Origin of the sequence: Marinobacter sp., assembly GCF_044799475.1 — a bacterium.
Taxonomy (GTDB): Bacteria; Pseudomonadota; Gammaproteobacteria; order Pseudomonadales; family Oleiphilaceae; genus Marinobacter.
The window spans coordinates 3,031,926-3,049,801 of sequence record NZ_CP085217.1; the positions used below are offsets into that span (position 1 = coordinate 3,031,926).

Genomic DNA, 17,876 nt, shown 5'->3' on the forward strand with positions numbered 1-17,876 from the left:
GAGCCCCTTTACTGGGCCCCGGCTCTTACCCCACCGGTTATACCGAAAGCGATCACCCCCAGGATCAGTCCGGTAATAAAAATGATGGCTACCCAGTCCTGAAAAGAGAGCCCGCCACCGTGATCATGGTCGTGGTGGTGGCCGTGTTTTCCCTCAGCCTGGTGCCGACGATGCAGAAAGATCATACCGCCAGTCAAAGCAAGGAAAACAATGTTCAGAAAGAATGTGTAGTCCAGGGCAAATTGTTCGTGCATCACTGTGCTCGTCACTGCATCAGGTGTCAGGCCAAGGGCAGCGAACCCAAAATGCAGGATCAACGCGGTGGCGACAATTGAAACCAGCATGATCCCGGCAATGTACAGGGCAACCCGCCAACCGTAGTATTTGGCATTGACCCGCACGAGCGGCGGAACCATCAGATCCGAATAGATGAAGGCCATCACGCCGGCAAAAGTTACTCCCGATCCCGCCAATACGGTTGCAAGAGGGATATTGCCCATGGAACCTATGAAGGTCAGCGCCGCAACAAAGGGGCCAACGATGGCATTTTCCAGAACGATCAGAATTTCCGGGAGCCTATCCTGATAGCCGTGGAGGAAAAGTGCTTTCCAGAACGCCTCCGGTACAAAGACCTTCATGAAACCGGCGACGGTGAAGCCGATCAGGATCTCTTTCCACACCATCTGCCACTCCATGACAAACTGATGGCCCACCATCTGCCAGCCTTTGACGCTGCGCATACGGTCAAGCGGCGAAAAATCTTCTTCTTCGGGCGTATCGCCTTCTGCCCGGTCACGGGCCTGCTTGATCCAGCGATCGGGGTAGGTGGCCCGAATGAGCATGGAACTGATCAGAATGAGTATCAGGCCGCCAATAATTTCAGCCACCAGAAACTGCCAGCCGAGAAAAATCAGGATCAGGATGCCCAGCTCGATCACCAGATTGGTGGAGGCAAACATAAAGGCCACTGCAAGGATAAAGTGGGCGCCCTTGGCAAAGAGGGCCCGCGCCGCCGCCAATGCGGCGAAGGAACAGCTGGAGGAAATAGTGCCGAACGCAGTTGCCAGGCCGGTACTCCGCAGGGAAAACTCACCCATGTGACGTACCAGCCGATGTTTTGGCACGAACACCTGAATCATCGAGGATATCGCGTAACCCAATACAAAAGCCCAGCCGGCTTTCCAGAAAAAGCCCAAAGCGGTCTTGGCCGCCTCGCCATAAAGCTGCCAGAAGGTAGGGTCAACAGACTCCATACACGCTCCTTTTGTTTCCCTTAAACAGGGTTATGCCTGCCGCTCAGCCATTCTGGCTCCTGGTTTTTTCCACCGGCCAATCCGAAAACGCAATAAAATAGAGCAAACCCAGATTGACCAGGGGAATCAGTATCAGTAGCCCCAACCAGCCCGGGTATCCGGTGCGCTGGCAAATTCGCCAGGCTGGAATGACCGCCAGGATGGCAATGACCAGCATCCATAGCCAGTGCCCTCCCCCCATGGGTTGGCCGAACATTTGATCTCCCATCATGGTGTTACCCTCCGTGTGGATTTCAGAATATCAATGGTGGTGAGCTTCAGGTTTCTCAACATCTGGCTCCCGCAATGCTACAGAGGTCTTCAGGAAAACCTGTTCGGCAACTGCAATGACGAGCATCGTGACGATGGCCACACCGATGACAAAGGGGTCGGAATTCAGCTTGACCCAGACAAAGCCCCCGAGCGCCAGCAAATCCAGCAGAATGGCCGTGGCCGGCACCCAGGCTTTGGCCTTCACGTCCTCCCGGAGATAGCGAAGAACACCCCAATGGATGGCGATGTCCATGATCAGGTAAAACACGATGCCCAGGGCTGCAATCCGCGACAGATCAAAGAATGCAGTCAAAGCCAGGCCCAGAACCACAGTGTAGACCAGCGTATGTTTCTGGATACTGCCTGGCATCCTGAAGTGTCTGTGGGGAACCAGTTTCATTTCCGTCAGCATGGCCAACATGCGGGAGACGGCAAATATGCTAGCCAGAATACCCCCGGCAGTCGCCATCATGGCAATGCCCACAGTAAACCAGACACCATAATCACCCAGGGCGGGCCGTGCAGCGGCCGCCAGTGAGTAGTTCCGTGTCTCGATAATTTCCGGAAGTGAAAGATTGCTGGCAACGGCAAACCCGACCAGGGTATAGATCACCACACAGGCGGCGATGGAAATCACGATGGCACGACCCACGTTACGATGGGGGTCTTTTATCTCGGAGCCGCTGTTGGTGATCGTTGTGAAGCCCTTGAACGCCAGTATGCCGAGGGCGGTTGCGCCAAGGAAATTACCCACACTCCCGGTTTCTCCTGTTTCCGAAAAGTCTATCGAAAGGCTGTCGGCAAGCCAGACCCCTACCAGTCCGAAGATCAGGATGCCCCCGATTTTCAGAATGCCCAGCACAGAGGCCACACCCTGAATCATTCGGTTACTCAACAGGTTGATTATGAAAGCCAGCAGGATGAGTGACACCCCCAGAATGGGAACCATGCGGCCGCTTTCGTCGCCCCCAAAAAGCTGCATGGTGTAGGCCCCGAACGTGCGAGCGAGAAAGCTCTGTGCGATCACCATCGAAAAGTACATCAGCAGCGCGTTAAACGCTGTAGGTAGCCGGTTTCCGTAAGCCTTGTGCAGATACATACCTATGCCACCGGCGGAGGGGTAAGCATCGGAGATCTTGATATAGGAGTAAGCACTGAAACTCACGATTACAGCTGCAGCAACAAAGGCCAGAGGGAAAAGAGCGCCGGTCATCTGCGCCATTTGCCCGGTAAGCGCAAAGATACCGGCGCCGATCATGACGCCGGTTCCCAGCATGACAGTCCCGGGTAAGGTCAGACTCCCTTCCCTGTAGCGTGTTGTTCTGTCCTGCTCCCCACTCATTGAAGCTCCTTTCATTTTTTCATGGGAGGGATTTTTGAACAGCAAAACGGTTCATGTTTCGCATTGGCACGGACATTGTCGTCCGTAAATCGATACCACCCCAGTTTGCGCCGGATCCACCAGCCGTCCTTTAACCGGCCTCCCAGGGAGTCAATCATTTCCAGCAACTGGTCAATGGACCAGTGAGTGCCATCGTATGTGACCCACAGGTCGCCATTAGGCTTGCGCTCAGCAGAATCGACGCAGGGATGATGATTAAGCTCATCGATGAAATCGTGCCACTGGGTCTCACCCAGGCCCTGAATCGTCAGTTTCCGACGCAGCAGAAACTGTTCCTGATTTGTCGCTTTATGAGCCTTGATCATGGTGTTGCACCTCTCAGCCCTGTTGCTTTATCTCTATCACACCATTCCAACCTGAACTGCGCCTGAAAATAATTGAGGCACTGCGGCAGGTTTGACCCATATCAAATATCAATGTGTAGACGTTACCGAAAACTGTAAAGCCAGCCGGGGAACGGGAACCTGTGGATCATCTCAACCAGGCCTATCGCCTGGAGAGAGGTCGGATCCTGACTATTCAGGCTTCATCGATCACATGGCCTTCTTCAGCTCACCATAGTCACCATCGGTGCGAAGCACCAAAGTGATGTCATTATCATTACGATTGCGGAAAAACCAGCCGTGATTGCCGGTGAATGCCGCTTTCAAGTCGCCTTCATCGTCCGGAACGCCCCGGCCTTTCTCGTAGGAGATGGACTGGCCACTGCCGTCACCGTGGGTGTCGTAGTTGATGGGGCCGCCCTCGGACACCCAGGAATAGCGAGCAACGGCGCCTTCTTTCATGGTGAGTTTGTATTCGGTACCTTCACCCGGGGTAAGGACGACTCGCACTTCGTCCTGCCAGTGGGGTTCCGGAGCAGGCGCGGCGGGCTCTGGAGCGGTTTCCTCGCTGGAGGGCTGCACGGTTACCATTTGTGCGGCGTCATCGGCCACGGCTTCTTCCTTCAGCTGTTCCTTGATTTCACCCATTTCCATCAGGCCAAGCACACGGCCTGCGCCTGTGGGATCCAATGCATACTCGGCGGGCATGACCACGGTTACCAGGAGCACGAGTGCAACCGTGGCTGCGATGATAGTAGAGCGGACCAGCTTTGCGGAGCTGGGCAGCTCGTTACGTGAGGGCATATCGTTGTTGTACATCAAAAATCTCCAGAACTAAGCGATAAAGTAGCCGGTGAGCTGATAACCGATGAGCAGAAAGCCTGCCCCCATCATGGCAACATTGGCGGTGTAGGCATGGCGGAAAAAGCCGTCGGTCTTACGCCAGAAGCTCATTACAATCAGGATCATGGCCAGCGCAATGAGCTGTCCGATTTCCACACCCACGTTGAATGCGAGCAGATTCGGTATCAAACCATCAGGGGAGATGTCGTACTCGATGATTTTCGAAGACAGGCCAAAGCCGTGGAAGAAGCCGAAGATTAATGTGGCAGCCCTGGTGTTGGGTTGGAAGCCAAACCAGCGCTGATACGCCCCCAGGTTGTCCAGTGCCTTGTAGACCACCGAAAGACCAATGATAGCGTCGATGATGTAGCTGTTGATGCCGATATTGAAATACACGCCCAGCAGCATGGTGGTGGAATGGCCCAGCGCGAACAGGCTCACGTAGATCGCGATGTGCTGCATGCGGTAAAGGAAGAAGACCACCCCCAGCAGGAACAGGAGATGGTCATAGCCGGTGACCATATGCTTGGCCCCCAGATACACGAACGAAATGAGGTTTACGCCGGTGATTTCCTGAATATATCCCTTGTCACCCTGGGCGACGGCGTGGGCCAGCACATCGGCGCTCATCCCGAGCAGTGCGAGCGTCAGAAAAATCCAGAACAGACGGTGTCCGCTGGCGACTGTGCGCCCGCGCCAATGACCGTCAGGCAAAGTTGACAACATAATGAATCCAACAGTTTTGGTTTAAAAAGCTGCAGTGCAGCAAGACTGAAACAGCCAGAGAAGTTTTGGACGGGCGCTCGAGCCGGTAACGAAAGCTGCGGGGGAAATCTCCGACGAAGGGAATGGACTGCACTCAAAATGGCCCGAGAGATGATCCCGGGCCCTCAGAGGCGCTGTTAACGCAGTTAAAAGAGGAGTCTTGCCCCGATAACCGCAAACCAGTCTTCGGTACTGCCTCCCTCGGCTTCGGCCAGATCGGCGGTATCACCGTACTTTCGTTCATGCACCACGCCCACGTAGGGTGAGACAGCGCGATCGACCAGGTCATAGCTCAACCTGAGGCCGGCCTCCGTGGAAACCAGACCTTTTCCGACACCAATATCCCGGTCTTCGCTGAAAGCCACGGTGGCATCCAGCGAGGCGGCGAGAATCCAGTAATTGGTAAACAGCAGCTCGTACTCCGCGTCCAGATCGGCGGACGTATCACCCTCGTCACTCAGATACAGGTTCGCATCAATCTCAAACCACTGGGGGGCGAGGCCGGCAACGCCGAGAACCGCATAGGTCCGGTCCGGCCCCTCCGGTGTGTCGAACCGTACGCCGGCCTTGGCGTCGAAGAACTTCGAGATGGGTATCTGTCCGACCAGCTGGTTCTCAAGCCCCTCGTAGGCCTGCTCCTCGATGGCATACTCGCCCTTGGTCAGCCATCTGGCTTTGAGCTCATCGGTGCCATAGAAGATGTCCGCATCCCAGGCGACAAGTTCCTCATCGTCGTCGCTGTAGCGGTATTCCAGCTCCTCGAACTGGACACCCCACACCTTGAGAAGCTCCTTTCGCTGAGTGATGTCCGGGATTCTCTCCTGACTCTGAACGACAGCTGGCAGAACAAGTGTGCCGAGCAGGCTGATGGCGACAAATGATCGGATAGAACTCATGCGCCACCTCCCAGTTCAGTTTCGACCCCGGTGCTGGCACGGGATGCTTCGGGCGCGCCCTCAACGATCACCTTGCGGAACATACCGGCCGCCGCGTGGTAAGACAGATGACAGTGGAATGCCCATTGGCCGGGCGCATCCACCTCAGTCTCCATATAGACGGTCGTGCCCGGCTGAACGCTGACAGTGTGCTTGATGGGATTCCATTCACCCGCGCCTACGTCGAGAATCGACCACATGCCGTGAAGGTGCATGGGGTGCGTCATCATGGTTTCATTGACGAATTTGAATCGAACCCGCTCACCATATTGCAGACGGATGGGATCTGCATCCTGATATTTGACGCCATTGATGCTCCAGATGTAGCGCTCCATATTGCCCGTCAGGCGCAGCTCAATTTCCCGGGTTGGCTCGCGTTCTTCGTACAGCGGATTCTGGGCTTTGAGGTCCGCATAGGAAAGGAATTTGCCGCCATTCGCTGCCGTTGGCGTGAGTCCGCTTCCCGCCGCATAAAATGGATCACTTGCCCCGCTCCCGCCTGTCGTCATGGCGCTGTGATCCATCCCTTCCATGCTGGAATCGTCCATTCCGGACATACTGGAGTGGTCCATGCCAGCCATGTCGCCCTGCGCTGCCATATCACCATGATCCATGCCGCCATGATCCATGCCGGGCATCCCGCTCATATCGGCCATGGTCAGCCGTGCAGGCTTGCGCAGATCGGGAACAGGCGCTTCCATGCCTTCTTCGGGAGCCAGTGTTGCCCTGGCATAGCCTGAACGTCCCATGGACTCGGCGAAGATGGTATAGGCCTGCGCATCCTTCGGCCGGACAATCACATCGTAGGTTTCCGCTACCCCGATGCGGAACTCATCCACGTTCACCGGCTGGACATTGTTGCCGTCCGCCTGCACCACGGTCATATTGAGCCCCGGGATACGCACGTCGAAATATGTCATGGCGGAAGAATTGATGAACCTCAGGCGGATTCGCTCACCAGGTTCGAACAGACCGGTCCAGTTCTGGTCCGGCCCCTTGCCGTTGACCATGCCGGTAAAGCCCTGAACGTCCTCGACATCCGCCTTCATCATCCGCATGTCGCCCCAGGCAAGCCGGTCCGAAACGGTATTCATCAAACCATTTTCCGAAATGTCCGAGAAAAACTCGCCGACCGTCTGCTGCTCACGATTGTAATAATCGGGCATGATTTTCAGGTTCCGCATGATGCGATCCCCCGAATGAGGGTGCTTGTCGGTCAGTTGCACCACGTACTCGCGATCGTACCGGAATGGCTCGCGGCCCTCCGGCTCGATCACGATGGCGCCAAATGCCCCGTCGGGTTCCTGAAATCCGGAATGACTGTGGTACCAGTAGGTTCCCGCCTGGACAATCGGAAATTCGTAGGTGAAGGTTTCTCCGGCCTTTATGCCAGGAAAACTGAATCCGGGTACGCCGTCCTGGGTGAAAGGCAGAATGAGGCCATGCCAGTGGATGGAGGTGGTTTCATCCAGGTTGTTGGTCACGTTGATCCTGACGTTCTCACCTTCCCTGAAGCGCATCACAGGACCGGGGGAAGCTCCGTTGTAGCCAATCCCCTCTTTCACGAAATCTCCGGTATCGATACTGACCCGGTCCACGGTCAGATTATATTCGCCAGCCAGCGCCAAAGCCGGCATTAACAGACCCAAAAAACCCAACAGGAGGGTTTTATTCATAGCATTAACTCCAAACTGAACAGCAAAAACAACCGGGCGGATCGTTGCGCCAGCCCGGAAGCTTCTCGTTTACCTGGGGCTCAGTGGCCACCGACCTTCATGTCACCGTACATTCCGGCCTGATAATGTCCGGGCACGTTACAGGCAAATTCGATGTTGCCCTTGTCAGAGAAGGTCCAGACGATGTCCTGAGTCTGGCCTGGCTCCAGCAACACGCTGTTCGGGTCATCGTGTTTCATGGAATGGCCGTTCCCCATATCCATTTCCATCATGTCGTGGTTGATGTTGCCGCCATTAATAACCCCATGCTCGACCATCATCATCATTTCCTTCTGATGGGCTTCATGCATGGAAGGCGTGCCAATGTTGAACTCATGCACGAGCTTGCCTTCATTGCTCACCACGAATCGAACGGTTTCGCCAGGCTTCACCTCGATCGTTTCCGGCTCGTAGTAGTTGTCATACATTTCGACGGTGACGGTCCGATCGACTTCCGAGGCCTTTCCTGGTTCACCAATGCTGGAACCATGCCCGTGTCCCCCGCCATGGGCGCCGGCGGCAAAAGCCCCCGCAGACATGGAAAGGGCGGCTGCGGTGATTACGAGTTTTGCTGCATTCATTGAAACTTCTCCTGTGAACTTTTCCGGCAGGGACGCCGATACGCTCAAGCTGACAGCTGGATACCATGGTCGGAACACTGGTGTCCTGTCTGGGTCATTCGCTGATCTACTGCGTGACGCCAGCATCGCTCACCAACCTGAATTCTTTCTGAAAATAACAGACTCTTTATCGTTCAGCCTGGATTCAGGTTGAACAGCGACACTGATAGGCTGTGTACTCCCTTCCATGGAAGCGACCCATGCGTTTACTGCTCGTTGAAGATGACCACCTTCTGGCTGAAGGTCTTGCCGGCCAGCTCGAGAAAGCCGGCTTCAGTGTTGACACCACCCATACCGCCAAAGGGGCAATGGCTCTCGGTGATCAGGAAGACTACCGGGCGGCGGTGCTGGACCTGGGCCTGCCCGATGGCAACGGTCTTGACGTGCTGAGAAAGTGGCGCGCGAACAACATCCGGTTCCCGGTGCTGATTCTGACCGCCAGGGGTGACTGGCAGGACAAGGTGAATGGCCTCAAGGCAGGTGCCGATGACTACCTCGCCAAGCCATTCCAGACAGAGGAACTCATTGCCAGGCTCAATGCCATTGTCCGGCGAAGTGAAGGAAGGGTCCATTCCACGGTAAAAGCCGGTGGCTTTGAGCTGGACGAAAACCGCCAGAGTCTGAAACTCGATGATGGTACCGAGCACAGCCTGACTGGCACTGAATTCCGCCTGCTTCGCTGTCTCATGAGTCGGCCAGGACAGGTATTCTCCAAGGAACAGCTCATGGAGCAGCTCTACAACCTGAATGACAGCCCCAGTGAAAACGTTATTGAAGCCTACATCCGAAGGCTGCGAAAGCTGGTGGGCACAGATACCATCTCAACACGGCGCGGTCAGGGGTATCTGTTCAATGACAGTGTTTAGAAAGCCGACGTCCGTCAAGGGCGCCCTGTTCGCCCTGCTGTTACCGGCAGGCATTGGCCTGATGGGCCTGGCGTGGCTGGTGCACGGGTCGCTGCTGGACCGGATGTCGAGGGAGTTTGTGGAAAGCCGGCTGGTAGATGAAGTTGCTTTCCTGGAACACCAGATCCGGGAATCAGACGGGAGAATAGATACACTGCAGACAGGTGATTACTTTCAGGAGGTATTCCATCACGCCTTTGCCATTCACTCACCTTCCGGAACGATTATCTCCCCGGTTTCCTGGACGCCCCTGCTTTCGCCCCTGACCCGCTCCGATCGGGAGGGAAGCATCCGGGTAGAGGGGGCCGAATCAGAAGGCGCGCCTACCGATATTCTTGCCTACAGGAAATCCTTCCGCGTGGGTGATACGCCAATCACAGTGATCGTTTCCGAGGACCTGGGCGCCCTGAATCGTAGCCAGGCAGAACTTCACGCCTGGACTGCCGTTGTGTCCGTCCTGCTGATCCTGCTTCTGGTTGCCGTAATCTGGTTTGGTATCAATTTTTCCATGAGGCCGGTGGTGTCACTTCAGGCGGCATTGAAGAGACTCCAGGGCGGTGAAATATCAAGAATCGATGTGCAGGCTCCCGAGGAATTCCGGCCCCTTGTTCAGCAGCTCAACCAACTGCTCGACTCACTTGACCAGCGGCTGGAGCGTTCCCGGGATGCGCTGGCCAACCTGTCCCATTCAGTGAAGACTCCCATAGCCGCTGTCCGACAGATCCTGGAAGACACCAGTCGCCCTCTGGACACGCGTCTGCGACATCAGATGGCCGCCCGGCTTGGTGAAATCGACAAGCAGCTTGAAGCGGAAATGCGTCGGAGCCGGTTTGCAGGCCCTCAGGTCGGCAAAAGCGCTTACCCGGTAAAACAGGCCCGTGACCTTTTATGGATGCTGGGCAGGCTGTATACGGAAAAATCATTCGAACTCTCGACCACACTCCCCGAGGAAAGTCGGTGGCCGATTGAAGAGCATGATCTGAACGAAATACTGGGAAACCTGCTGGATAACGCGGGTAAATGGTCCACCCGATGCGTTGAACTCTCCCTGAACCAGGACTACAGCTCTCTGCAAATAGCTGTCACTGACGACGGCCCTGGCGTTGATGAGACCGAGATGGCCAACCTGGGCCAGAGGGGGCTGCGGCTTGACGAGCAAACCCCCGGCCACGGACTGGGTCTCGCTATCGTTCGGGATATAGTCGGCCGGTATGGAGGACAGACGAGTTTCTCGACAGGATCTGCCGGGGGATTGCGGGTGGCAGTTGATATCCCTGTCTAGTGTCGCGTCTGGTTAATTCGCTGATCTACTGCTTGCCGCTGGGGTTTTGTCTGCTTCTTCGTGCCAGCGCAGGGCCACAGTTCTTGCCTGTTCAAGGGTTCTGCAGTGGGTCAGTGAACCAGCTACCCTGTGGATGCCGGCACGTCGCAGTTTGACTATCATCCTCGGATGCAGGCCTGCGAGGATCAACCTGACCCCATTGCGCTTCATTTCATTAGTCAGTGATTGAAGGGCCACAATGGCCGTGCCATCCATGCTTGGCACATCGCACATATCAACAATAACAGTCCTGATTTCTGGATCGACCAGGTGAAGCGATGTGAGTGCTTTTTCTGCAGCTCCGAAAAACAGCGGCCCATTGATGTCATACACCGCCACTCCAGCCGGAAGTCTTTTTATTCCGGGATGGCTGTCAGCTTCTAGCTTAACCGTCTGGGTCAGCAGCGACATCCGCCGAATAAACAGCACGGCGGCCAGTCCAACACCGACGGCTACGGCCAGAACCATATCGAAAATCACCGTCAGCCCAAAGCATATAAGCAGGATAGCTACATCACCGGCAGGGGCTGAACGGAGGGTGTGCAGGAAATGTCTTGCCTCACTCATGTTCCAGGCAATGATAAAGAGCAGAGCGGCCAGTGCGGCCATTGGCACCAGGCCAAGTAATCCGGCAAGGGCTACTACCGCGAGCAGCACAACCAGGGAATGGATGACCGCGGAAACAGGCGACCTTGCGCCACTTCGGATATTGGTTGCAGTTCGTGCAAGAGCTGCCGTTGCGGTAATTCCACCAAAAAATGGCGTAACCATGTTCCCCAGGCCCTGACCGATCAGCTCAGCATCGGGATCATGCTTTGTCTTTGTTAAACCGTCTGCCACAACAGCGCATAAAAGTGACTCAATAGCCCCCAGCATAGCGATTGCAAATGCCGGCCCTGAAAGTGCCCGTATCAGTTCAAAGCTGAGTTGAAGGGGTTTACCGTCCGCTCCGGGTAATAACCATGGAGCCATGAACGCCGGCGGAATAGGCGGGATTCCGTTGCCTGTTTCTCCGTTTATTTCCCACGTAAAACGGGACGCTATGGTTTCCACGGCCCCGGTTTCCCCCTGCCCTCCCAGCCACTGATTGATGAGATAAGCTGCAAGCGCTCCCGCGACCAGCCCAATCAGCGGCGCAGGCACCGGTATGTGAAATCGTGGCCAGAGCAACATGACCGTCAGCACGAAGGCTCCCACCCCCAGCTCCAGTGGGTTAATGGTAGGCAGGGAGATGATGATAACCGACACATTTTCAACAAAGTGCTGTCCCAGTTGCCCTGTCTGCAGCCCCAGAAAATCCGGAACCTGTAACACGGCAATAACCACCGCAATACCGGCAGTAAACCCGAGTACTACCGGATAAGGCACAAACTGTATAAGGCGGCCCATACGGGTAAGCCCAAGCATCACGAGGATAACGCCGGCCATCATTGATGCGATGAGCAGGCCGCCCAGTCCGTACTGCTGAACAATAGGGAAAAGGATGACAACAAACGCGGCTGTTGGCCCCGACACATTGAAGCGGGCCCCACCGGTCAACGCGATTATGGTGCCCGCCACAATAGCCGTGTAGAGGCCGTGCTGCGGGGGTACGCCGGTGGCGATCGCCAGGGCCATCGACAGCGGCACGGCCACTGTTCCTATCGTCAGCCCCGCCATGACATCTTTGCGAAGGTCGGCCAGCCCGTACCCTTCGCTCAGCGCTGACCGCAAGCCAGTTGCGATGCCGGGTAAACTCCTGAAAAATGCACCTATGCCCATGACTTGCCGACTTCCTTGATCTGGACCGCACACCAGCGCAACAAAACCTGGTAATGATGATGCTACTGGCTGTAGGGAATGGGATAAGGTGCAAAGCGGTGCCTGACTCTGGCGTGACCGTCGATTCCTGATCCTCCACGAAGGCTGGCTTGACAGGGCTACAGTATCAGTCTTACTGATGAATTAACCAGCGGCACAGTACCGGAAAGCAGGCGGAGCCTCGAGTCCGGGTCCTGAGATCTCCTTCCACGAGCCAGTTTGCCGGTGGTGCTCCAGGTGCCATTGGTCCAGCCGAGTTCCGTCTCAAGGCCCGGGTTACCTATCCAGGTATCTTTCACTGTTATCCGGGCGACATAACGTTCGTTGATACCCGGCGACCGGACACTGTGGGAGGCGGTCAGCTCACGGTTGGTCACTGATGAAAGCCGCCACTCGCCAGTCATGAAGCCACTGATATTGTCGTCCGTGGCTTCAGTGTCGGTTACGCCATATGCGCTTTGGTAGAGTGAGGCCAGCGAGATGGGCATAGCACCGGGCTTCATGGTGAATGTCTCATCAGCCCGGTGGCGTCCATTTCCACCCGGTCATAACGAACGCCGCCGCCCAGACGCATGTTCTCCCGGATCCGGTGGAAGGTTTCAGCAAAGACGCCGACACGATCCCGCTCAACGTCTGGCCACAGGAATGAACCGACTTTTGTCAGATCCATGCCGCTGTACATGATGGCATCCCAGGTGTTGCTCTTCACATCAACGCCGGCGGCAATGTCCCAGACAGTGTTAACAGTCTGGTCCAGCGTCAGCCGGACGCCCCTGGGCGGGGAAAGTGGCCTGCAGCTTTTGCCTGAACTGCTTTCACTCCAGCCCGGTATCGAGTTGCTGGTGCTCACCGGATACGGCAGCATTGCCACCGCGGTAGAAACCATGCGACGTGGCACCAGTAATTACCTTTGCAAGCCGGTAACCGTGAGCCAGCTGATCGCAGGTTTTGAGTCAACAAAGTCGGTGCCGGACCTGCGCCAGGCTCCCCCTTCAGTGGAAGCTTCACAAGCATTCCCGTTGGCGGTGCTGATCCGGATTTGCAAAAACCCGGGTTACACATAGACACAGTCCCAAAACTTACTTCAGCTGCTGCCGCTGCTGTTCCAGCATCTGCTCCATCATGAGCTGCATGTGGTTCATGCGTCTTTCCATCATCTCCAGGCGCTGGTCGGTGCCAGGCCCTTCACCGTCAGCCCCCCGATTTCCCATGCCACTACCGGAATCCTGTTTGCCCCGGCCGTCCATCATTCCCTGGCCATCGCCCATCATTCCTTTTCCATCACCCATCATTCCTTTCCCGTCTCCCATCATTCCCTGGCCGTTCATCATGCCCTGACGATTGCCCATCATGCCACCGCGCATCATCTGCATGTGCTGCTGCATTGAGTTCATGTGCTTTTCCCTCAATCTCTGACGCTCGGCATCGGACTCTGCATTACGCATCTCCTCCATCATTGCCTGCATTTGCGCCATGTTTTCCTGCATTTTCTGCATCTGTTCCTGATTCATCATGCCGCCCCGGTTCATGGGCATCTGCCCGGGACTGCCCTGGCCAATGGCCATCATGGGCGCGGATACAAGCAGGGAACATGCAATCAGTCGAGTAAATCTGTTCATGGGATCCTCCTTAATTCTTTGTAAAAAAGCTGCACACTGCCTGATAAGAGCTGCAGCACTGGAACCTTGCCAGATGATGGCAAGGTGTGTAAAAACCTACTCTGCGGCTACTTCCGGCAGGTTATGGGCTACGCCCTGATGACAGTCAATGCAGGTTTTATCGGTAGCCTCGCGATATTCCTGGGAATGCCTGCGTTTCGCGTACCGGTCCTGCATGCTCAAAGCCATGGCATCGTAACTGTGACAACTGCGACAGGTGGCCGAGTTGCTGGCGCGCATTTTCGCCCAAACCGATTCCGCCATTTCACGGCGATGAGCCTCGAACTTTTCAGGCGAGTCGATCTTCCCGGTAATCCAGGAGGGAATTTCATTAAACGTCGCTTCTGTTTTGCGAACGACCTTGCCCCACCAGTCTTTTGGCACATGGCAGTCTGCGCAGACCGCGCGAACACCACTCTGGTTCGAGAAGTGGGCGCTTTGCTTATATTCTGGATAAACGAAGGCACTCATTTCGTGACAGGAGGTGCAAAACTCGAGGGTGTTTGTTTTCTCCATGGTGAAATTCAAGCCGCCGAGTAACACGGCACCCGTGGCCAGCATTACGAAGCCTCCTGCAGGAATCCAGAGCAGGTATTTCGTTTTTGGCCACTGCCAGAGACGTTGCCACCAGCCTTTTTTTTCGGGATCCGAATCTTTTCCCACTGCCATCGCCCCGCTCCTTCAGACTGGTGTTCTGGCGCCGTAATCCGGCATGAATTCCTGTCAGTCTAGTTCTTGCCCTCTCTCGCGTAGTATTCGGCCAGGGCCCTGATATCCTTTTCGCTCAGCGCTTCCATCGCCGGTTGCATTTTCTCCGGCTGCCAGCGGTCACCCTTCTTGTAATCGTTCATGGTACGTACGAGGTAGGCTTTCCATTGACCTGCCAGGATACCCGCATCATCCAGCGCAAGGCTGCCCGCATCGGAATGGCATTTTTCGCAACGTTGTTCGTGGATCTGTGCGCCCATTTTTGCGAGATCTGCGTCGAATTTCTGATCTGCACTCTGGAAGGGCTTATCGGAAAAGTAAGCGGCGAGCTCGGTAATTTCCTTCTCGCTCAGATCTTTTGCCAGGTCGCAATGATCCTCCGCAATACCTTCATGCTCCTCTTCACCGAATTCTTCCTTCGCACAGGGGCGGGCTCCCTCTTTGAATACAAACATCTGATTTTCAAGAAAGAAGGCAGAAGCACCGGCAATGGTGGGGATGTCTTCGTCGTCACTGACGCCATCTTTGTTATGACAGCTGGCACAGTCTTCGGCTGTTGATGGTGCCTCGGCAAAAACGCCAGCGCTCATCATGAGAGCGGCCAGGGTCGCAAAAATAAGACAAGTAGCTGAACGCATCGGCGAACTCCTTTTGAGTGGGTTCCTTCGTGACCGCGTGCCCGAAACCAATCACACCGGACTCGTGAATGGGATGGATCTCCCTTCAAACTACGCGCCTGTCCCAAGTGATTCAATTACTAGCATCATAAGTATTGGATTGACTTTGACCCAAGTCAAAACCCGGTCATATTTGTCAAAAAACACTGTACAACGGTGCGGCCAGCTGCACTATTAGGTAAGCAGCCCCAGTTGAAATAGCCAGGCGATTTTTCAGGAGTAGGCATATTTTAAAAACATGAAATAGACCACCGAGGCCGGTGGCATTTCGGACAAGGAGGTATTGAGCATGGCCAGGGTAATAAAAACCCATAAACCTTGCGTGCCAATTAATCAGTCGTTCCGCGCCGTCGCACGGACGGCCGGATTGATCTGGGGTTTCATCTTTATTCTCGTTCTCGCTGGTTGCGAGGGGGATACCGGCGATCGTGGCCCGGCAGGACCTCCCGGCCCCTCTGGCTCTCCCGGGTCCTATAACCAGGTTCCCGAAGAACTCCAGATCCGCATAACCGATGTCACCATCAATAGCGCTCCCGTTGTCAGATTCGAGGCCACGGATCAGTTCGGGTTCCCGTTTGACCAGTTAACCCAGGGGCAGCCATCTTTCACAATTGCCAAGCTTGTTCCGGGCACCGGTGGCGACAGCGACCACTGGCAAAGCTATCTGAATGAGATAGAACCGGCGGGTGTTGGGCCGGGAACCCAGGACGCCGTCCAGGCCAGAACGGAAAACGACGGGACTCTGATCAATAACGGCGATGGCACCTACGAATATACGTTTGCCGCTAACCTGGATTCCATTACTGACCCTGTCACAGTTCCTTTTGAACCGGATCTGACGCATCGCATAGGGCTCGAAATCCGGGGCAGCTTTCTCGGCGAATCTCTGCCATTAACCAATGCAGTATTCACCTTTCAGCCCTCCAGCGGGCAGACTGATAACATACCCATGCGGAAAATTGTCGCCCAGGCCTCCTGTGATTCCTGCCATGGAGAATTGCGCATGCACGGTAATGGCCGCCAGGACGTGGATTACTGTGTCACCTGCCATAATCCCGGAAGCACCGATGCCAACAGTGGCAACAGCCTGGATTTCCGTGTACTTACCCACAAGATCCACATGGGTGAGCAGCTGCCAAGTGTTGAGAGCGGCGGCGAATACGTCATTTACGGGTTCCGCGATTCCAGGCACGACTTTTCCGATGTCGCTTTCCCCCAAAGCCCGCAGACCTGCGTGAAATGCCATGACCCCGCCAGTAGCGAGACGCCGGATGCCAGCAATATTGTCATGCGCCCGACCATTGAGTCCTGTGGTTCCTGCCACGACGATGTGGACTTCAGCGCGGGTGAGGCAGGCGGCCATCCCGGAGGCATCGTTACAGACAACAGCGAATGCCTGGTCTGCCACGCAGAGAACAAGATTGCCGGATCGGTACTGGAATCCCATGCCATTCCTGCCAAGGTCGCAGCCAGCCGGTTCAGCTACAACATCCTTGAAGTGAACAGCACCGGGCCGGCTGAACAGCCAAATATCCGTTTTTCCGTGACAGATCCGACCAGCAACGACGAACCTTATGACCTGAAGAATGATCCAGAATTCACCAGCAGCGAAAGCCGGCTGGCGGTGATTCTGGCGTGGGACACCAGTGACTACACCAATGAGGGAAGCGGAAATGCACCCGCCAAGGTCGTTTCAATAAATGCTCTCGCCAACTCTACCGCCAACGGCGACGGCACTTTCACTGTGCTTTCCCCCCAGGCCGTACCGGCAAACGGTGTAACCGGCTCAGGCGCAGTTGCCATTGAAGGCCACCCGGCCGCCGATCCCGATGGCGACGGCACCTTTGACGTAGCCGTCAAGGTGACCGGCGCCGTGGACTATTTCCCGATTACCGACAGCCAGGCACAGCCTCGCCGTGAAGTTGTCGAACTGGCCAGCTGCCAGAACTGTCATGGCGAAAATGACGGGCTCTCGCTCCATGGCTCGAACCGGACCGATAATGTCCAGCTGTGTGTCATGTGCCATAACCCTCGCGCCACTGACCTTGCCCAGCGCCCGGCAGACCCGGATGATACGGACAACGAGATCAATACGGCTGCGGTGGATAACGCGGAAGAGGCACCAATCGACTTCAAGCGGATGATCCATGCAATTCATGGTGCTGACAAGCGCACCGGGGATTTGATTGTCTATGGCTTCGGCAACAGGCCCCACGATTTCAGTGAAGTACGTTATCCCCGGGAATCCAGCGACTGCATGGCGTGCCATGCCGAGGGGACCTTTGAGTTGCCCCTCCCGGAGACGGTGCTTGGAACAACCATCGATACTCAGGCGACGGTTGCCACTGCCTCTGGTTTTGGAACTGATGACTTCATCACCCTTGCAGCAGCGCTCAATCAGGATGACGACCAGATCATAACGCCAACAGCATCGGTCTGTTCCGCCTGTCATGACGACGGCACTACCCAGATCCACATGGAGCAGAACGGCGCTGGGTTTGGTGTTCCGGTAGATACAGCCGATCTGGAGAGCTGTGCCGTTTGCCATGGCCCGGGCAGCATTGCCGACGTTCGCAAGGCTCATAATATCGACGACTGATCAATGCACTGGAATAACAGCTCTAAAAAGGAACGACAAG

General features: G+C 55.7%; 18 protein-coding genes and 1 pseudogene. 4 read left to right on the forward strand and 15 right to left on the reverse strand.

The features are described 5' to 3' along the window. Positions 1–8: 8 nt before the first annotated feature. From LG327_RS13995 to LG327_RS14035, 9 genes are all read right to left on the reverse strand, one after another. Complete coding sequence (locus tag LG327_RS13995; RefSeq protein WP_404362759.1) at positions 9–1,253, reverse strand: permease; 1,245 nt, start codon at positions 1,251–1,253, stop codon at positions 9–11. Between the two features lie 43 nt (positions 1,254–1,296). Beyond that, positions 1,297–1,524 carry a hypothetical protein gene (locus LG327_RS14000; protein ID WP_404362761.1) on the reverse strand — a complete coding sequence of 76 codons (228 nt, stop codon included), beginning with the start codon at positions 1,522–1,524 and terminating at the stop codon, positions 1,297–1,299. A 30-nt stretch (positions 1,525–1,554) separates the two neighbouring features. Further along, positions 1,555–2,907, reverse strand: a complete 1,353-nt coding sequence (locus LG327_RS14005) for an APC family permease (RefSeq protein WP_404362763.1) — start codon at positions 2,905–2,907, stop codon at positions 1,555–1,557. Between the two features lie 11 nt (positions 2,908–2,918). Continuing rightward, entirely contained in the window at positions 2,919–3,272 is a 354-nt protein-coding gene (locus LG327_RS14010) for a hypothetical protein (RefSeq protein WP_404362765.1), read from the reverse strand. A gap of 228 nt (positions 3,273–3,500) precedes the next feature. Continuing rightward, positions 3,501–4,109, reverse strand: a complete 609-nt coding sequence (locus tag LG327_RS14015; protein ID WP_404362766.1) for a hypothetical protein — start codon at positions 4,107–4,109, stop codon at positions 3,501–3,503. A gap of 15 nt (positions 4,110–4,124) precedes the next feature. Then, on the reverse strand, positions 4,125–4,859 hold the full coding sequence (locus LG327_RS14020) for a HupE/UreJ family protein (RefSeq protein ID WP_404362768.1): 735 nt from the start codon (positions 4,857–4,859) through the stop codon (positions 4,125–4,127). Between the two features lie 185 nt (positions 4,860–5,044). Next, positions 5,045–5,794 (reverse strand): copper resistance protein B, encoded by a 750-nt coding sequence (locus LG327_RS14025; RefSeq protein ID WP_404362770.1) that lies wholly within the window; start codon positions 5,792–5,794, stop codon positions 5,045–5,047. Next, positions 5,791–7,509 carry a copper resistance system multicopper oxidase gene (locus LG327_RS14030; protein WP_404362772.1) on the reverse strand — a complete coding sequence of 573 codons (1,719 nt, stop codon included), beginning with the start codon at positions 7,507–7,509 and terminating at the stop codon, positions 5,791–5,793. Before LG327_RS14030 ends, LG327_RS14025 begins: the two co-directional genes overlap by 4 nt. An 80-nt stretch (positions 7,510–7,589) precedes the next feature. Beyond that, on the reverse strand, positions 7,590–8,129 hold the full coding sequence (locus LG327_RS14035; RefSeq protein WP_404362774.1) for a cupredoxin domain-containing protein: 540 nt from the start codon (positions 8,127–8,129) through the stop codon (positions 7,590–7,592). 239 nt (positions 8,130–8,368) lie between these two features. On the opposite strand from LG327_RS14035, the gene LG327_RS14040 reads away from it, so the two are divergent. Both LG327_RS14040 and LG327_RS14045 read left to right on the forward strand, forming a co-directional pair. After that, positions 8,369–9,034: a response regulator transcription factor gene (locus tag LG327_RS14040; protein WP_404362776.1), complete on the forward strand. Its 666-nt coding sequence runs from the start codon at positions 8,369–8,371 to the stop codon at positions 9,032–9,034. Beyond that, positions 9,021–10,355, forward strand: a complete 1,335-nt coding sequence (locus LG327_RS14045) for a sensor histidine kinase (protein WP_404362778.1) — start codon at positions 9,021–9,023, stop codon at positions 10,353–10,355. The genes LG327_RS14040 and LG327_RS14045 overlap by 14 nt, the downstream gene beginning before the upstream one ends. Before the next feature lie 12 nt (positions 10,356–10,367). Here the strand turns inward: LG327_RS14045 and dauA are convergent, their stop codons facing one another. The 3 genes from dauA to LG327_RS14060 form a co-directional block, all read right to left on the reverse strand. Further along, positions 10,368–12,155, reverse strand: coding sequence for a C4-dicarboxylic acid transporter DauA (gene dauA, locus LG327_RS14050; protein ID WP_404362780.1), 1,788 nt, complete (start codon positions 12,153–12,155; stop codon positions 10,368–10,370). Between the two features lie 158 nt (positions 12,156–12,313). Further along, the gene (locus LG327_RS14055) at positions 12,314–12,697 is read right to left on the reverse strand and encodes a hypothetical protein (protein WP_404362782.1); all 384 of its coding nucleotides are present in this window, start codon (positions 12,695–12,697) and stop codon (positions 12,314–12,316) included. Next, positions 12,694–12,903, reverse strand: a complete 210-nt coding sequence (locus LG327_RS14060) for a hypothetical protein (RefSeq protein ID WP_404362784.1) — start codon at positions 12,901–12,903, stop codon at positions 12,694–12,696. The genes LG327_RS14055 and LG327_RS14060 overlap by 4 nt, the downstream gene beginning before the upstream one ends. A gap of 64 nt (positions 12,904–12,967) precedes the next feature. On the opposite strand from LG327_RS14060, the pseudogene LG327_RS14065 reads away from it, so the two are divergent. Then, positions 12,968–13,195 (forward strand): annotated as a pseudogene (locus LG327_RS14065) (DNA-binding response regulator); the annotation flags it as partial. 78 nt (positions 13,196–13,273) lie between these two features. On the opposite strand, the gene LG327_RS14070 reads toward LG327_RS14065, so the two are convergent. From LG327_RS14070 to LG327_RS14080, 3 genes are all read right to left on the reverse strand, one after another. Then, positions 13,274–13,813 (reverse strand): hypothetical protein, encoded by a 540-nt coding sequence (locus LG327_RS14070; RefSeq protein WP_404362786.1) that lies wholly within the window; start codon positions 13,811–13,813, stop codon positions 13,274–13,276. A 96-nt stretch (positions 13,814–13,909) separates the two neighbouring features. Further along, complete coding sequence (locus LG327_RS14075; RefSeq protein WP_404362788.1) at positions 13,910–14,413, reverse strand: NapC/NirT family cytochrome c; 504 nt, start codon at positions 14,411–14,413, stop codon at positions 13,910–13,912. Positions 14,414–14,580: 167 nt separating this feature from the next. Continuing rightward, positions 14,581–15,198 (reverse strand): c-type cytochrome, encoded by a 618-nt coding sequence (locus LG327_RS14080; RefSeq protein WP_404362790.1) that lies wholly within the window; start codon positions 15,196–15,198, stop codon positions 14,581–14,583. Between the two features lie 328 nt (positions 15,199–15,526). On the opposite strand from LG327_RS14080, the gene LG327_RS14085 reads away from it, so the two are divergent. Continuing rightward, positions 15,527–17,836: an OmcA/MtrC family decaheme c-type cytochrome gene (locus LG327_RS14085; protein WP_404362792.1), complete on the forward strand. Its 2,310-nt coding sequence runs from the start codon at positions 15,527–15,529 to the stop codon at positions 17,834–17,836. Positions 17,837–17,876: the final 40 nt, after the last annotated feature.

Excerpts from the sequence above, each read along its gene's own strand:
- LG327_RS13995 (WP_404362759.1), bottom strand. The coding sequence starts at position 1,253 with ATGGAGTCTGTTGACCCTACCTTCTGGCAGCTTTATGGCGAGGCGGCC.
- LG327_RS14000 (WP_404362761.1), bottom strand. The coding sequence starts at position 1,524 with ATGATGGGAGATCAAATGTTCGGCCAACCCATGGGGGGAGGGCACTGG.
- LG327_RS14005 (WP_404362763.1), bottom strand. The coding sequence starts at position 2,907 with ATGAGTGGGGAGCAGGACAGAACAACACGCTACAGGGAAGGGAGTCTG.
- LG327_RS14010 (WP_404362765.1), bottom strand. The coding sequence starts at position 3,272 with ATGATCAAGGCTCATAAAGCGACAAATCAGGAACAGTTTCTGCTGCGT.
- LG327_RS14015 (WP_404362766.1), bottom strand. The coding sequence starts at position 4,109 with ATGTACAACAACGATATGCCCTCACGTAACGAGCTGCCCAGCTCCGCA.
- LG327_RS14020 (WP_404362768.1), bottom strand. The coding sequence starts at position 4,859 with ATGTTGTCAACTTTGCCTGACGGTCATTGGCGCGGGCGCACAGTCGCC.
- LG327_RS14025 (WP_404362770.1), bottom strand. The coding sequence starts at position 5,794 with ATGAGTTCTATCCGATCATTTGTCGCCATCAGCCTGCTCGGCACACTT.
- LG327_RS14030 (WP_404362772.1), bottom strand. The coding sequence starts at position 7,509 with ATGAATAAAACCCTCCTGTTGGGTTTTTTGGGTCTGTTAATGCCGGCT.
- LG327_RS14035 (WP_404362774.1), bottom strand. The coding sequence starts at position 8,129 with ATGAATGCAGCAAAACTCGTAATCACCGCAGCCGCCCTTTCCATGTCT.
- LG327_RS14040 (WP_404362776.1), top strand. The coding sequence starts at position 8,369 with ATGCGTTTACTGCTCGTTGAAGATGACCACCTTCTGGCTGAAGGTCTT.
- LG327_RS14045 (WP_404362778.1), top strand. The coding sequence starts at position 9,021 with ATGACAGTGTTTAGAAAGCCGACGTCCGTCAAGGGCGCCCTGTTCGCC.
- dauA (WP_404362780.1), bottom strand. The coding sequence starts at position 12,155 with ATGGGCATAGGTGCATTTTTCAGGAGTTTACCCGGCATCGCAACTGGC.
- LG327_RS14055 (WP_404362782.1), bottom strand. The coding sequence starts at position 12,697 with ATGAAGCCCGGTGCTATGCCCATCTCGCTGGCCTCACTCTACCAAAGC.
- LG327_RS14070 (WP_404362786.1), bottom strand. The coding sequence starts at position 13,813 with ATGAACAGATTTACTCGACTGATTGCATGTTCCCTGCTTGTATCCGCG.
- LG327_RS14075 (WP_404362788.1), bottom strand. The coding sequence starts at position 14,413 with ATGCTGGCCACGGGTGCCGTGTTACTCGGCGGCTTGAATTTCACCATG.
- LG327_RS14080 (WP_404362790.1), bottom strand. The coding sequence starts at position 15,198 with ATGCGTTCAGCTACTTGTCTTATTTTTGCGACCCTGGCCGCTCTCATG.
- LG327_RS14085 (WP_404362792.1), top strand. The coding sequence starts at position 15,527 with ATGGCCAGGGTAATAAAAACCCATAAACCTTGCGTGCCAATTAATCAG.